Origin of the sequence: Mesobacillus sp. (assembly GCF_047739415.1) — a bacterium.
Classification (GTDB): domain Bacteria; phylum Bacillota; class Bacilli; order Bacillales; family Cytobacillaceae; genus Mesobacillus.
The window spans coordinates 67,017-80,712 of sequence record NZ_JBIQOE010000298.1; the positions used below are offsets into that span (position 1 = coordinate 67,017).

Sequence of the window (13,696 nt, forward strand, 5' to 3'; positions counted from 1 at the left end):
GAAAGATATGAAAAAAAACAGGCCGAAATATATGCAAATAATTGATGCAGCAGTAGTCATTATCGCAGAAAACGGCTATCACCAGGCGCAAGTGTCTAAAATAGCGAAGCAGGCTGGAGTGGCTGACGGGACCATTTATTTGTATTTCAAGAATAAGGAAGACATACTGATTTCTCTGTTCCAGGAGAAGATGGGTTATTTCGTCGAAAGTATCGAGGAGAAAATTGCAGGAAAACAAACAGCAACAGAGAAATTATATATGTTGGTCGAAACGCATTTAAAGATTCTTTCACAGGACCGGCATCTTGCAATTGTAACCCAGCTGGAGCTAAGGCAGTCAAATAAGGATCTCCGGCATAAAATCAACGAGGTGCTGAAAGGCTACTTAATGCTGATTGACAAAATCATTTTGGAAGGCATAGAGAATGGAGAGTTTTCAAGCTCCCTTGATTTGCGTCTTGCAAGGCAGATGATTTTTGGGACGGTGGATGAAACTGTAACTTCATGGGTAATGAATGAACAGAAGTACAACCTCCCTGACTTGGCAAAAGCGGTACACCAGCTGCTGATTAATGGCTGCGGATACCATGATGCCAAACCGGTCCTTTAGTCAGTCCTTTCCAATATCCTGGCTGCCTTGATTTGCCTGGATACGGGAAAGGCACTTAAAAGGCGTTTTTCGCTAAAAGGTGTTATAGCTAACAGCGAAATATATGCCTTCATGAAAAAGGAGGGGAAAATGTGGAATATCTCAAATGGTCTACGGAGGACAGGATCGCAACAATCACGATTGCCCGTCCGCCGGCTAATGCCCTCGCATCCGGGCTGCTGAAAGAGATTTCAGGAGTTTTGGATGAAATCGAAGGGAATGAAGAAGTCAGGGTTGTGTTAATCCATGGTGAAGGAAGGTTCTTCTCAGCAGGAGCAGATATCAAGGAATTCACTACGATCAAAACAGGCGAAGATTTTGCCCAGCTTGCTGAGTACGGCCAGGACTTGTTTGAACGCATGGAGCACTTTCCAAAGCCTATTATCGCTGCTATTCATGGCGCGGCATTGGGCGGCGGACTTGAACTTGCTATGGCGTGCCACTTCCGCCTTGTAGCTGAAAATGCGAAATTGGGATTGCCAGAGCTGCAGCTTGGACTGATTCCAGGATTTGCAGGCAGCCAGCGTCTTCCGCGTTATGTGGGTGTTGCTAGAGCGGCAGAGATGCTGTTTACGAGCGACCCAATCACAGGTGTAGAAGCAGTTCAGTATGGATTGGCCAACCATGCTTATCCTGAAGAGCAGTTGCTTGAAAACGCATACAAGCTTGCTGGGAAAATTGCGAAAAAGAGTCCTGTTTCCATTGGTGCCGCTATTAAACTCTTGAACTATTCCAAGCACGAATCCTTCTACAAAGGAGTTAAGGAAGAAGCAAAGCTTTTCGGTGATGTCTTCCTGTCAGAGGATGGGCAAGAGGGAATCAAGGCATTCCTGGAAAAAAGGTCACCGGATTTTAAAGGCAGATAAGCAACCTTTTAGCATCAAATTTTTTTATTATAAATTTTTCTAATCTTTAGAACAGCTAAAATGTTTGAATACTTAGGAGGGGAACAAATGAATATCTACGTTCTAATGAAAAGGACATTCGATACAGAAGAAAAAATCACGATCGCAAATGGCAAGATCAATGAAGATGGCGCTGAATTCATCATCAATCCTTATGATGAATATGCGATTGAGGAAGCAATCCAGGTGAGGGACGCTCAGGGCGGCGAAGTTACTGTTGTTTCTGTTGGCAATGAAGAAACAGAGAAGCAACTGCGAACTGCTTTGGCTATGGGAGCAGACAAAGCTGTATTGATCAATATCGAGGATGATGTTGAAGACGGCGACCAGTTCACAACAGCGAAAATCCTTGCTGAATACCTTAAGGATAAGGAAGCAGACCTCATCCTTGGCGGAAATGTCGCAATCGATGGCGGATCAGGCCAGGTAGGACCTCGCGTTGCCGAACAGCTTGGAATGCCTTATGTAACAACGATTACTAAACTAGAAATCAATGGAACGACTGCTACTATTACTAGAGACGTAGAAGGGGATTCAGAAGTCATTGAGACAAGCCTTCCTGTTCTTGTAACTGCACAGCAAGGTCTGAATGAGCCTCGCTATCCATCTCTTCCAGGAATCATGAAAGCAAAGAAAAAGCCTCTTGATGAGCTTGAGCTTGATGATCTTGATCTGGATGAGGACGATGTAGAAGCTAAGACAAAGACAATTGAAATTTATCTTCCTCCGCAAAAAGAGGCAGGAAAAGTCCTTCAAGGCGAACTAGCCGACCAGGTTAAGGAACTTGTCAACCTGCTTCATACTGAAGCAAAAGTCGTTTAAGACATATAGGAAGAATAAATACGCAGGAGGTAAATCAAATGGCGAGAAAAGTATTAGTATTGGGAGAAGCACGTGACGGACAACTTAGAAACGTTTCTTTCGAAGCGATTGCAGCTGCAAAAACAGTTGCTGAGGGCGGAGAAGTAGTTGGGGTATTGATCGGAGAGTCTGTAAATTCATTAGGTAGCGACCTATACCAGTATGGTGCTGACAAAGTTGTAGCAGTAGAAGATGCCAAGCTTTCACAATACACACCAGATGGGTATTCACAAGCTTTGATGGCTGTTATTGAACAGGAAAATCCAGAAGGGATTATTTTTGGACATACATCACTTGGAAAAGACCTTGCTCCTAAAATCGCAAGCAAATTGGGTTCAGGCCTGATTTCTGATGCTGTAGCGGTTGAGGAAGCAGGCGGTAATCTTGTTTTTACTCGTCCAATCTATTCTGGTAAAGCCTTCGAAAAGAAGATTGTTACCGATGGACTAGTGTTTGCTACAATCCGTCCAAACAACATCGCTCCACTAGAAAAGGATGCAGGTAAATCCGGAGAGGTTTCAACTGTTTCTGCAGAGATCAAAGACCTGAGAACAATCATCAAGGATGTTGTCCGTAAGGCAACTGAAGGTGTAGACCTTTCCGAAGCCAAAGTTGTTGTAGCAGGCGGACGCGGTGTAAAGAGTGAAGAAGGCTTTGAGCCTCTTAAGGAACTTGCTGACGTTCTAGGCGGAGCTGTAGGAGCTTCACGTGGAGCATGTGACGCTGACTACTGTGACTACTCATTGCAAATCGGCCAGACAGGTAAAGTCGTAACTCCAGACTTATATATCGCTGCCGGTATTTCTGGAGCAATTCAGCACCTTGCAGGTATGTCCAACTCCAAGGTCATCGTAGCGATTAACAAAGATCCAGAAGCAAATATTTTTAAAGTTGCAGACTACGGTATTGTTGGCGATTTATTCGAAGTTATTCCGATGCTTACCGAAGAATTCAAGAAGCTTAAAGTCAACGCTTAATTATAGGTAATCCCAAAAAAACGGACGTCACACACGCCCGTTTTTTTGTTTTTAAATGCGACTTTAATGGAATATCCACATGCAAAAAGGGTAAATTACAACAAGAGCAGATAAATAGCATCAATTGGTAAACGATGATATACTGACGTTAGTATTCAGATTTTTTTAGGAGGCATTTAAATGGCTATTACACATGCTACTGACGCAACTTTTGCTAACGAAACAGGATCAGGCCTAGTGCTTGTTGACTTTTGGGCACCTTGGTGCGGACCTTGTAAGATGATCGCTCCTGTGCTTGAAGAACTAGATTCAGAAATGGGCGACAAAGTAAAAATCGTGAAGCTTGATGTTGACGACAATCAGCAAACTGCTGCACAATACGGCATTATGAGCATCCCTACACTACTTGTCCTTAAAGATGGTCAACCAGTTGACAAAGTAGTCGGTTTCCAACCAAAAGAAGCACTTGCAGGACGCCTGGAACAGCATATCTAATTATGAATGTAAAAATCCCGCCTTTCTCGGAAGGCGGGATTTTTTTGTAAGTGGACCTCATTGCGTGGAGAACATAATAAGAGCAAAATACAATGCCCGTCCGCCCTCAACTGGTAATATCCCAAAAGAGCGTTTTAAATCCCCTAATAGTACCGTAACAGTTTTCGGTTAATTAAGAGCGTTCTAATAGCCCCCAAATGGCGTTCCAATCACTATTAAAAGTTTTTGAATGAGTTTAATCTAAAAGAGGAAAAATAACTTTTCACAAGTTTGTCAAAGTTTTCTTACATAGTTCATTGACAGTGAAAATCATTCTCGATTATAATAACAACTGTCAATGAAAATCATTATCATTTATAAGACCAATCATATTACATAGGGGGATTTCAAACATGAATAAGAAAAAGCACCTGAAAGCAATCTTTGCAAGTTTTTTAATGGCAAGCACAGTATTGGCAGCTTGCGGAGGAGACGAAACTGCAGAGAAGCCTGAAGAGAATAAACAGGCTGAAACAGAAGGAAATACTGAAGAAACTAAGGAAAACACTGAAGAAACCAAGGAAGTCAATGTAGAAGATTCAGATGCTGCAAAACAAGTTGCTGCTTATACTGATATGATGTCTGAACTCGTAAAAGCAAAAGAAGGTCAGGAAGTTAATTGGGATACTGTCCAACAAAAATATGAAGCAGGTCTTCAAAAGGATGTAGCTGAACTTAATCCTGAGTTCGACCAGGCGATCCAGGCGGCTCTTAATGCTGGCAAAAGCGGTGAAATGGAACCGATTATCGCTGTTCAATTGACTGATAAGACAACACAATCCTATTTCTATCAGAACCAAAAGGCACTTCAAAAGGAAGCTGTTGCTGCACTTAATGAAGATAAGAAGGATGAGGCGAATCTTGCATTCGCACAAATCAAGCACCTGGCAGAAAAGGTTTTCATTCCAACAGCTGAAAAACGTGATAAGTACTACGAACTAAGCGGTGATTCAAGTCTTGTCGAGAACATCAACTCCGGACTATCCGCACAGGAAGAAGCGCTTAATGCTGGCAATGCTGAAGATTTCCAGGTTTATCTACAAGTAACTGATAAGTCTATCTACAGAAGCTACTATCTTGCAGCAAAATCTTATGCTGAGAAAATCGAAGCAGGAGCTAAAGAAGGAAAAGATTCCAAAGAATTATCCATCATGCAGGCTGAGGCATGGGGCTTCTATCAAGCAATCAAAGGATCACTTGGTGGTGGAGATGAAGCAGCAGCTGCGCAGTTAGACAAACTCTTCACACTTAACACGACGGATCCTGCCACAATTAAAGCTGCAGAAACAAATGCATTATTCGCAAAGACAATTGCTGGAAAGATCAAGGGATACTATGAAAAAGCTCCAAAGCTTCTTGATGAAGGTAATGCGGTAGAAGCAAAAGTAAGTGCAATGGAAGGGAACATGTTCCTGAAAATGCTTCAAGGGCAGATGACTGAAAAGTTAGGTGAAGAAAAAACTCAAGCCGTATTTGCAGATGCTGAAGCATGGTATAATGCCATTGCGGAAAATAAGCCGGAAGATGCAAAAGCAAAAGGCGACGCAGTGATTTCAGCAGTAGATAGTCTGCTTTAAAAAATGGGAGCCGCAGCGATGCGGCTCTATTTCATTTTTTAGATGAAATACTATGGTAAAATTGGCTTGTGCTAAGAAAAGAGGTGTATTCGTGAAAATATTGATTACTGGGGGAGCGGGTTTTATCGGAAGCCATTTTGCACTTAAAATGCTCAAGGAGCAGCATGAGGTGGTGATCATCGATAATTTGCATCCCTATTATTCTGTTGAGAGAAAAAAGCAGCATCTTGATGTAATAAAAGAAGCAGGGGATTATCAATTCTATCCAACGGATCTTCTCAACCGCGATGAAACCATGCGTATTGTCAAAAAAGTTTCCCCGGATGCGATTGTGCACCTTGCTGCTTTGCCTGGTGTTGCCTACTCAATCCTTCGTCCGCTTGAATACATAGATTATGATGTAAAGGCAACCGTTAACGTGCTTGAAGGTGCTGGGCAGGCAGGTGTAAAGCAGGTCATTTTTGCTTCTTCATCATCAGTTTATGGAATGATGAAAAATACACCATTTAAAGAGGAAATGGCTTCTGGCAAACCTATTTCTCCATACGCGGCCTCAAAATACGCTGCTGAATCCTTTTGCCATGTGTATGGTCACCTTTATGGAATGGATGTTAAAATCCTCAGGTTCTTTACCGTATACGGTCCATGGGGAAGGCCAGATATGGCGATCGCCAATTTCATAAAGAAATTGAAGAACATGGAAGAGATTACGATTTTTGGCAAGGGTGGTACTCGTGATTATACATATGTGGGTGACATAGTGAATGGCATTGGCCTTGCATTACAAAAGTTGCAGCAAAGCGCAATTATCAATATCGGTTCTGGAAGACCGATATCGATGGATCAGTTATTGGACGAGCTCAAGCTTTACTATCCTGATATGAAGATTGGACGTAAAGAAAATCGTGCCGGAGACGTGGATAGCACATGGGCAGATATATCACTGGCACGTGAATTGCTTGGCTATGAACCAGAGACGGACTTTAAAAAAGGAATTGCAGAAACTGTGGCATGGGCTGAGCAGTATGAAAACTTCCTTTAAAAAACTAACCGCCATCCTGTTGATCTCGGCATTTTTGATCATGACGTTTTTTTATCTTGATGCAGGCGGGATCCTGGCTGAAATAAAAGCCATTGCAACGAAACCTGGAGTGCTATTGTTCATTTTCAGCAGTTATTTCCTCGCTTTTTTGGCAAGAGGATTTGCCTGGAAGCTTTATTTGAACAATAGAGTACGCCTTACCACCTGCATGTACGGCCTGTTTTACAGCTTGTTGCTGAACCACCTCCTGCCCGTCAAAGCAGGAGATTTTGCGCGGATAGGTGTGATGAAAGCAAGGGAGCCTGGTATTACAGGGCATGAAGCATTTAATTCAGTGGTTATCTTGCGGGTGTTGGATACGGCAATCCTCTTTGCTATGGCATCGGCTGGTTTAACTTTTCTTGAGCTGCCCCTGAATGGCGAGGTGCTCCTATGGCTCGCAGTAATTGGATTTGTATTCACTATCATTCTTTACTTTAAATTCAGGGATTTTTTTGACAGACAAATATCTATTATGAAAACTGCCTCCTCTGGCTGGCGCGGTGTCTGGATCTTTGGGTTGACCCTAGTAAGCTGGGTCCTGGAAGCAGCAGTGATTTATGGAGTAGTCCTGAACGGGGGCAACATGATCAGCTTCGTACAGGTTATCTGGGTAAACAGTATCACGGTTGCTGGACAGATTTTTCAAATCACACCTGGAGGAATTGCCAGCTATGAGACCATAATGGTTTTCGCATTGGGAGCAAATGGGATAGCCGCAGAAAATGCGTATTCAGCTGCGGTGATTACCCATGGACTTAAATATTTATTTTCATTCATCGTTGGAGGGATTACCTTGTCTGCTTATCCTGTGCCGATGAACTTATTGAAAAAATGGACTAGAGAAAGGGGCACCGAATCATGAAGAGTGCTTCAAAGTTTGAGAAATTCGCGGCACGAAGCTGGAATTTACTTAATGAAGGGAAGCCTTTCACGCCAATTTTTACAGTTGGCACCATGGTATTATTTCATCTCGGAGATTTGGGCAGTACAGAAGGGATTACAGGGTTATTACTCGCGCTCTTGACAGTGCTTCCACTATTCATCATTTATTTTGTTTATGATTTTCCGCTTTTTTTGAGAAACTATTTGTGGATTCCACTTGTCGTTTTTATCATCGTTTGGCCTGAACTTAATATAAATCTGCTGCTTTTCGCCGCTGGATTATACTTTTTCTTTACCGTGTTTTTCTGGGGCACGTTTTATTATCACCTCAGGATCGGTACTTCATGGCTTAACTTCACGAGATTTTGGAAACTTGTTTTGAAGAATAGTGACTCTACCAGCGGCAATGCCCAGGAGCAGCTTCCAAAAGTGTTCCTGCTGCTCTCTGTGTGGGAACTGTCATTCACTGCATTAGCAGGTGGAACAAGTGTGCCATTGCTTGATATTGTCTTGTTTTATGGCTTTGTACTGATTTTTGCGTTCATTCTCCACAGGTATTTGTTTGACTGGAAGCCAAAGTCATATGAGAGCTATACGAAGGATGAGGGGCCAGAAGTACCTGACAATGGCCTGTCAGATAAGGTCATTGTCATCGTCATCGATGGAATGCGCAAAGAACGCTTTTATGAGGCAAATACGCCGTTTCTCGATCAGTTAAAAGAAAATGGTACCGAGTATTTGAATATGGAAACAGTGTATCCTGCAAGGACCGTGGTATGCTTTAGTTCGATGTTCACCGGGACCTATCCGTTTGAGCATGGCATTAAATCGAACATGGTCTATAAACTGGGAGTTAATACGGAAACTATCTTTGACTCGCTTCGTAAGGTGGGCAAAAGAGGGCGTCTCCTTGGTATTGCGCACCTCGTTGATGCGATGGGCAGTGATGTCGAGACAGTTACAGCTGTCATGCATAAGGATAAGGCGGACACAAACATGCTTGCGAGAGCACGAAAAATCATGGATGAACAGGATCCGGATTTATTCATCGTCCAGATGATCGGTACGGACCAGGTTGGTCATAGCCGCGGCGTCCTCTATGATGATTATATTGAAAAAATCGAAGAAGCTGACGCCCTGATTAAAGACTTTGTTCAATGGCTGGAAGCGGAAGGGAAAATGGAGAACACGACTCTTGTAGTATGTGCTGACCACGGACAGGCTGATGGCATCGGCGGGCACGGGCATCTGGATGAAGGAGAACGGTTTGTTCCATTTTTCATGCATGGACCTCATATTGCCAGGGGGGTTAAAGTCCAGGAAAAACATAGTCTTGTTTCACTGGCACCGACTATCTCTTATCTCATGGGTGCGCCATATCCATCCAGCAGCAGGGGGAAAGTTTTAATGGAGGCAATAAAAGCAGAGAAGGATGAGAGTTAAATTGATTAAAGTAATCGTATTTTTGCCGGCATTCAATGAAGAAGAATCAATTGGTGAAGTAATTGAAAACATTCCACGCAGTTTTGCCGGTGCTGATATCGTGGAAGTATTAGTGATTGATGATGGATCAACGGACCGTACTGTCCTGGAGGCAAAAAAAGCTGGCGCTGACCATATCATAAGCTTTGAAAAAAACCGCGGCCTGGGAGCCGCGGTAAGACAAGGCATTGAGGAATGTTTTACCATGGGTGCTGATGTCGGCGTCATGATTGATGCTGATGGTGAATATCCCGCATGGCAAATCCCAGACATTGTTAAGCCAATTCTAAATGGAGAAACCGATTATACAATGGGTTCCCGTTTTATGGGCACAATAAAAGGAATGAAATTTCATCGCAGGGTGGGGAATTATTTTTTCACCTTCCTGCAAACATTATTGTTAAGAAAGTGGTTGTATGATGGCCAATCCGGGATGAGGGCTTTTTCACGAAAAGTGCTCGAGCATGCTGAAATTATCCATGATTACAATTATGCACAGGTATTGACACTCAATCTGGTCAGAAAAGGATTCAGGGTGCTTGAAGTGCCAATTAAATACAGGGTCAGGACCACTGGAACATCGTTCATTTCATTCAAAAAATATATGACGAATGTCGTGCCGGCTGTGTACCGTGAAATGTCCAGGCCAGTCTCCAAGGTAGTTGGGGTAGATCAATCCCAAGCTAAAAACAGTATAAATAGTGACAAAAAAGTGACGGTTATCAAATATGATTGACATTCATATTGATAATCATTATCATTATCATTGTAGGAGGGAAACAGCAAATGAAAAAAGCCATATTTTTTTGTTTTTCATTGATATTGATTCTCATTAACAGCAGTCCTATGACTGCCAATGCTTATTCATATGGTGATCCCAATGAAGAGAAAGTTGCGGAAGTCTATAAGGAAATGCAGTTGAAACTGGATGAGGACCCTCCAAACTTCTCGGCTGCAACATCCCTGTTTGAAACGGTTAAAGAAGAGATCGATATGCATATGGGAACCGAGCCAGGAGAAGTGATCATGGAAAGCCTGGAAGCAGAAGACAAAGAAGCAACAAATGAAAATATGGAGAAACTCCTCGTGTTGAATGTTGCGAGAAGGCTTGAAAACATTGAAAAAAGCTTTGAGGAGTATGACACTTCAAAGAAGCTGCTGGCAAAGGGATATGCTACATATCAAGCGCTATCGCCAAAGGTAGAGAGTAATAACCCTGAAGTGGACAAAGAAATAAAAGCTGACTTTGATGCTGCACTTGAGGCACTAGGGAATCCTGGACTCTTTGGAGTAGGGAAGAAGCCTTCTGACATAGAAGTTTTTAAAGAGAAGAAAGAAGAAATCCTGAATGTGTTGCAAGATGAATTCAATCTTCCCAGCTTGGAAGTTGGCCATTTTGCAGATACAGAAGAACAAGAGAGCACCGGTAAAAAGGACTGGACAGACCGTTCAAATATCCGTAACTGGGTTCCTTTGATTCTGATTGTCGCGGTCATTGGTGCGATTGTTGTTATTGGCATTAAACGAAGAAAGTAATATAAATAGATGACACCTTGGAGAGGGGAGATTCAGCGATGGAAGTTCAAGCGTTATTGATTACATTTCGTGAAGTCTTGGAAGCGTTATTAATCATCGGAATCATCACAACATACTTAAAGAGAACCGGTAATCCAAAGTATACAAAGTATGTCTGGCTGGGTGCAGGACTTGCCGTATTGGCAAGTATCGGGGTTGCGATCCTGTTCCAGGTCGTATTCACAGGTTTCGCGGCAATGGGCAGTGAGATTTACTTGAAAATCGGGATTATGATAGTGTCTACTGTACTCTTGACGCAGATGGTATTCTGGATGGCAAGCCATAGTAAAGATCTTAAAGGCAATATGGAAGGCAAAATGAAGAAATTCATCACGACAGGTAACATTGTCGGTATGGTCATCCATTCATTCCTTGTAGTCTTGCGTGAAGGTATTGAAACGGTCTTCTTCTTTGCGGCAATCACAGGTGGTAACATCGGTGCTGCCATGCAGGGATGGGGAGCTATCACAGGTGCATTGATAGGCGTTGCCGTCTCTTACATGTTCTTCAAAGGTACGATGAAGGTTAAGCTAAAAACGTTCTTCCAAATCACTGGTGCATTCATCATCCTGATTTCTGCTGGATTGCTTGTTCAGGCAATTTCAATGATGCAGGATGTGAACATAATTGGCAGCGTTATGTACCATGTTTACGATATAACGTGGTTATTGCCTGAACATCCGATTGATTATGCACATTATCTCCGTGATACAGGTGTTGCACCGCTTATCTCTGGTGATGTGGGCATCTTCCTGAAGGCTCTGTTCGGATACTCATCGATGCCTTCGATTGAAGAAGTCATTGCGTATATCGGATACTTTGCGGCGATCTATCTGCTGACTTCATCACGCAGCCCTAAGAAAGTAAAAGCTGTTGAAAACAAAGCTGCAGAGAATAAGCAAGTAGTATTGAACCCACAAGTTAAATAATCAATTAGATTTGAGGCATTACGATCCTCTCTCCAAAAAAGTACAGGGAATTTCCTTGTACTTTTTTCATACGTAAAAACGATTCCCATGAAGTTAGTTGGTGGAAATGATGAATTTAGAAAAAATGAACAGATTAATCATTCTTGGACTGAGTTTGCTTGCGGTTCTATACATTTTTACAATCCAGTTGATTTCACTTAATCCATTCGTATCCTCCTGGGACCAAGTTGACTTTACCCTGGCGATGGACAGGTATGACCTTCGTGCGATGCAGCCGCATTTTCCCGGATATCCGTATTTTATACTGGGCGGTATGCTGCTGAAGTTTTTCGTGGATTTTCCAAATCAAGCACTGGTTTTATTTAATGTTTTAGTGTATGCCAGCTCCATCCTGCCTGTGTATTTACTTGCATCACAGGTTTTGAGCAGGACGAATGCCTTTCTCATTGCAGCTGCCATTTATACTGCCAGTTATCCATTGATCATCGTGAACCAGCCAATGTCGGAGGGTGCCGCGCTTGCTGTTTTTTGGTGGTTTTTCTGGAGTATCGCTGCCGCGGAGTCCAGGCCAGCAGGCAAATGGATGCTGCTTCCCCTGATTTTATTCAGTGTCCTGTTGGGAATCAGGCTGAGCTATATTCCAATGGGAACCGGGCTGATTTATCTGCTGTACAGGAAATGGGCAAAACGGGAGATTACATGGGGCGGCGTGATCAAATACGTGATCCTCGCTGGATTGTTTCAGTTGATCTGGGTTACTGGCCTGATTATTTCTGAAGGTGGCCTCTTTAATTTCCTGGAGCTTGCTTTTGGATTTACTGGCGGGCATTTTCAGGAATGGGGTGGCACCTCGGCATCAAATGAACTGTCTTTTCTTGCAAGGCTGAAAGCATTCCTGTTTACCAACATTTTATGGTGGGGAATCTTTTCACGAACAACTGTTTTGATGGTATTATATATAGTTATTGGCATAGTTATTTTTTTGCCGGCATCTAAAAGGAAAGTTTTAAAGGAAAACAGCGTCTATCTCGGCGTATTTCTGTTCCTCGCTTATGCTGTCTGGGCGCTTTTTGCCCAGAATATCGAAAAGCCGAGGCATATACTGCCGCTGGCGCTATTGCTCTTGTTTGTTGGTCTGACTGTCTTTCTTAAAAAAAGGGCAGTGGGCTATGCCAGTTTTCTGGTAGTAGTCGTTATCATTGCCCAGGCAATTATTTCTTCGGATTATTTGCAAAAACAGGCTGAATTTGAGCCAGCTGTTTATCAGCTCGCCCATTATCTTGAGGAGCAGCCAGAGGACTTCATTCTTTATACTTGGGAAGAAACAAGAGTTTTGCAGTTTTTAAAAATGCCTTATCCGCATAAACGAATCTATACCTATAAGATTTTCCTTCACGATCAGGGGCTATATAAAGGTAAGACGATTTATTTAACAAACAGTGTTGTTGATGGCTTTCGTTCCCAGGGATTTGATCCTGGAGGGAAGCTCGAGAAGGTAGAAACATTTACGTCAGATAAAATTTTTGACCCAGTCTATCATAAGATTATTTTGTATAAGTGGACACCGTAACAGGAGGTGAACGGCATGAATGAACAAATCAGGAATAAGCTTGCTCTTCTCCCTGCCCAACCGGGTTGTTATTTAATGAAGGACAGGCAGGGGACCATCATTTACGTTGGGAAAGCGAAGGTATTGAAGAATAGGGTGCGTTCTTATTTTACAGGGTCGCATGACGGAAAAACGCTGCGTCTTGTTAATGAAATCGAGGATTTTGAGTATATCGTCACCTCCTCCGATATGGAAGCACTGCTTCTTGAAATTAACCTGATAAAGAAATACGACCCAAAATATAATATCATGCTCAAGGATGATAAATCATATCCGTTCATCAAGCTGACTGCCGAACGGCATCCAAAGCTGATTATTACGAGAAAAGTAAAGAAGGACAGCGGCAAATATTTTGGGCCGTATCCAAATGTACAGGCGGCGAATGAGACAAAAAAGCTGCTGGACAGGATTTATCCGCTCCGGAAGTGTTCTACTCTGCCTGACCGTGTCTGCCTTTATTATCATATGGGGCAGTGTCTTGCTCCCTGCGTCAAGGACGTAAGCAAGGAAGAGTATAAGCAGATTACAGATGAGATTACGCGTTTCCTCAACGGGGGATATAAAGAAATCAAGGAAGATTTGACGGTAAAAATGGCTGCGGCTGCCGAAGAACTTGATTTTGAACGTGCCAA

General features: G+C 42.8%; 14 protein-coding genes. All 14 read left to right on the forward strand.

Translation table 11 applies throughout. The annotated features are described in order from the left end of the window. Positions 1-7: 7 nt before the first annotated feature. Entirely contained in the window at positions 8-610 is a 603-nt protein-coding gene (locus ACH0QE_RS24385; RefSeq protein ID WP_415803037.1) for a TetR/AcrR family transcriptional regulator, read from the forward strand. A 131-nt stretch (positions 611-741) separates the two neighbouring features. Continuing rightward, complete coding sequence (locus tag ACH0QE_RS24390; RefSeq protein WP_415803038.1) at positions 742-1,515, forward strand: enoyl-CoA hydratase; 774 nt, start codon at positions 742-744, stop codon at positions 1,513-1,515. Between the two features lie 87 nt (positions 1,516-1,602). Continuing rightward, entirely contained in the window at positions 1,603-2,376 is a 774-nt protein-coding gene (locus tag ACH0QE_RS24395) for an electron transfer flavoprotein subunit beta/FixA family protein (protein WP_041967573.1), read from the forward strand. A gap of 38 nt (positions 2,377-2,414) precedes the next feature. Next, positions 2,415-3,392 (forward strand): electron transfer flavoprotein subunit alpha/FixB family protein, encoded by a 978-nt coding sequence (locus tag ACH0QE_RS24400; protein WP_415803039.1) that lies wholly within the window; start codon positions 2,415-2,417, stop codon positions 3,390-3,392. A 180-nt stretch (positions 3,393-3,572) separates the two neighbouring features. After that, a complete protein-coding gene (gene trxA, locus ACH0QE_RS24405; protein ID WP_041967575.1) occupies positions 3,573-3,887 on the forward strand; it encodes a thioredoxin in 315 nt (104 codons plus the stop codon). Between the two features lie 392 nt (positions 3,888-4,279). Continuing rightward, positions 4,280-5,503, forward strand: coding sequence for a hypothetical protein (locus tag ACH0QE_RS24410; RefSeq protein WP_415803040.1), 1,224 nt, complete (start codon positions 4,280-4,282; stop codon positions 5,501-5,503). A gap of 91 nt (positions 5,504-5,594) precedes the next feature. Beyond that, complete coding sequence (locus tag ACH0QE_RS24415) at positions 5,595-6,545, forward strand: NAD-dependent epimerase/dehydratase family protein (protein ID WP_415803041.1); 951 nt, start codon at positions 5,595-5,597, stop codon at positions 6,543-6,545. Further along, on the forward strand, positions 6,529-7,449 hold the full coding sequence (locus ACH0QE_RS24420) for a lysylphosphatidylglycerol synthase transmembrane domain-containing protein (protein ID WP_415803042.1): 921 nt from the start codon (positions 6,529-6,531) through the stop codon (positions 7,447-7,449). Before ACH0QE_RS24415 ends, ACH0QE_RS24420 begins: the two co-directional genes overlap by 17 nt. Further along, complete coding sequence (locus tag ACH0QE_RS24425) at positions 7,446-8,912, forward strand: alkaline phosphatase family protein (RefSeq protein WP_415803044.1); 1,467 nt, start codon at positions 7,446-7,448, stop codon at positions 8,910-8,912. Before ACH0QE_RS24420 ends, ACH0QE_RS24425 begins: the two co-directional genes overlap by 4 nt. Then, on the forward strand, positions 8,902-9,687 hold the full coding sequence (locus ACH0QE_RS24430; RefSeq protein WP_415803045.1) for a glycosyltransferase family 2 protein: 786 nt from the start codon (positions 8,902-8,904) through the stop codon (positions 9,685-9,687). The genes ACH0QE_RS24425 and ACH0QE_RS24430 overlap by 11 nt, the downstream gene beginning before the upstream one ends. Positions 9,688-9,737: 50 nt before the next feature. Continuing rightward, complete coding sequence (locus ACH0QE_RS24435) at positions 9,738-10,487, forward strand: hypothetical protein (RefSeq protein ID WP_415803046.1); 750 nt, start codon at positions 9,738-9,740, stop codon at positions 10,485-10,487. Between the two features lie 38 nt (positions 10,488-10,525). After that, positions 10,526-11,455 (forward strand): FTR1 family iron permease, encoded by a 930-nt coding sequence (locus ACH0QE_RS24440; RefSeq protein ID WP_415803047.1) that lies wholly within the window; start codon positions 10,526-10,528, stop codon positions 11,453-11,455. 106 nt (positions 11,456-11,561) lie between these two features. Then, positions 11,562-13,025 (forward strand): hypothetical protein, encoded by a 1,464-nt coding sequence (locus ACH0QE_RS24445; protein WP_415803048.1) that lies wholly within the window; start codon positions 11,562-11,564, stop codon positions 13,023-13,025. Between the two features lie 15 nt (positions 13,026-13,040). After that, positions 13,041-13,696 (forward strand): excinuclease ABC subunit UvrC (gene uvrC / locus ACH0QE_RS24450; protein WP_415803049.1); only part of this gene is annotated, 656 nt, incomplete at its 3' end.

What these genes read in the sequence shown, in the direction of transcription:
- ACH0QE_RS24385 (WP_415803037.1), top strand. Translation starts at nt 8, where the DNA reads ATGAAAAAAAACAGGCCGAAATATATGCAAATAATTGATGCAGCAGTA.
- ACH0QE_RS24425 (WP_415803044.1), top strand. Translation starts at nt 7,446, where the DNA reads ATGAAGAGTGCTTCAAAGTTTGAGAAATTCGCGGCACGAAGCTGGAAT.
- ACH0QE_RS24445 (WP_415803048.1), top strand. Translation starts at nt 11,562, where the DNA reads ATGATGAATTTAGAAAAAATGAACAGATTAATCATTCTTGGACTGAGT.
- trxA (WP_041967575.1), top strand. Translation starts at nt 3,573, where the DNA reads ATGGCTATTACACATGCTACTGACGCAACTTTTGCTAACGAAACAGGA.
- ACH0QE_RS24410 (WP_415803040.1), top strand. Translation starts at nt 4,280, where the DNA reads ATGAATAAGAAAAAGCACCTGAAAGCAATCTTTGCAAGTTTTTTAATG.
- ACH0QE_RS24400 (WP_415803039.1), top strand. Translation starts at nt 2,415, where the DNA reads ATGGCGAGAAAAGTATTAGTATTGGGAGAAGCACGTGACGGACAACTT.
- ACH0QE_RS24440 (WP_415803047.1), top strand. Translation starts at nt 10,526, where the DNA reads ATGGAAGTTCAAGCGTTATTGATTACATTTCGTGAAGTCTTGGAAGCG.
- ACH0QE_RS24395 (WP_041967573.1), top strand. Translation starts at nt 1,603, where the DNA reads ATGAATATCTACGTTCTAATGAAAAGGACATTCGATACAGAAGAAAAA.
- ACH0QE_RS24430 (WP_415803045.1), top strand. Translation starts at nt 8,902, where the DNA reads ATGAGAGTTAAATTGATTAAAGTAATCGTATTTTTGCCGGCATTCAAT.
- ACH0QE_RS24435 (WP_415803046.1), top strand. Translation starts at nt 9,738, where the DNA reads ATGAAAAAAGCCATATTTTTTTGTTTTTCATTGATATTGATTCTCATT.
- ACH0QE_RS24420 (WP_415803042.1), top strand. Translation starts at nt 6,529, where the DNA reads ATGAAAACTTCCTTTAAAAAACTAACCGCCATCCTGTTGATCTCGGCA.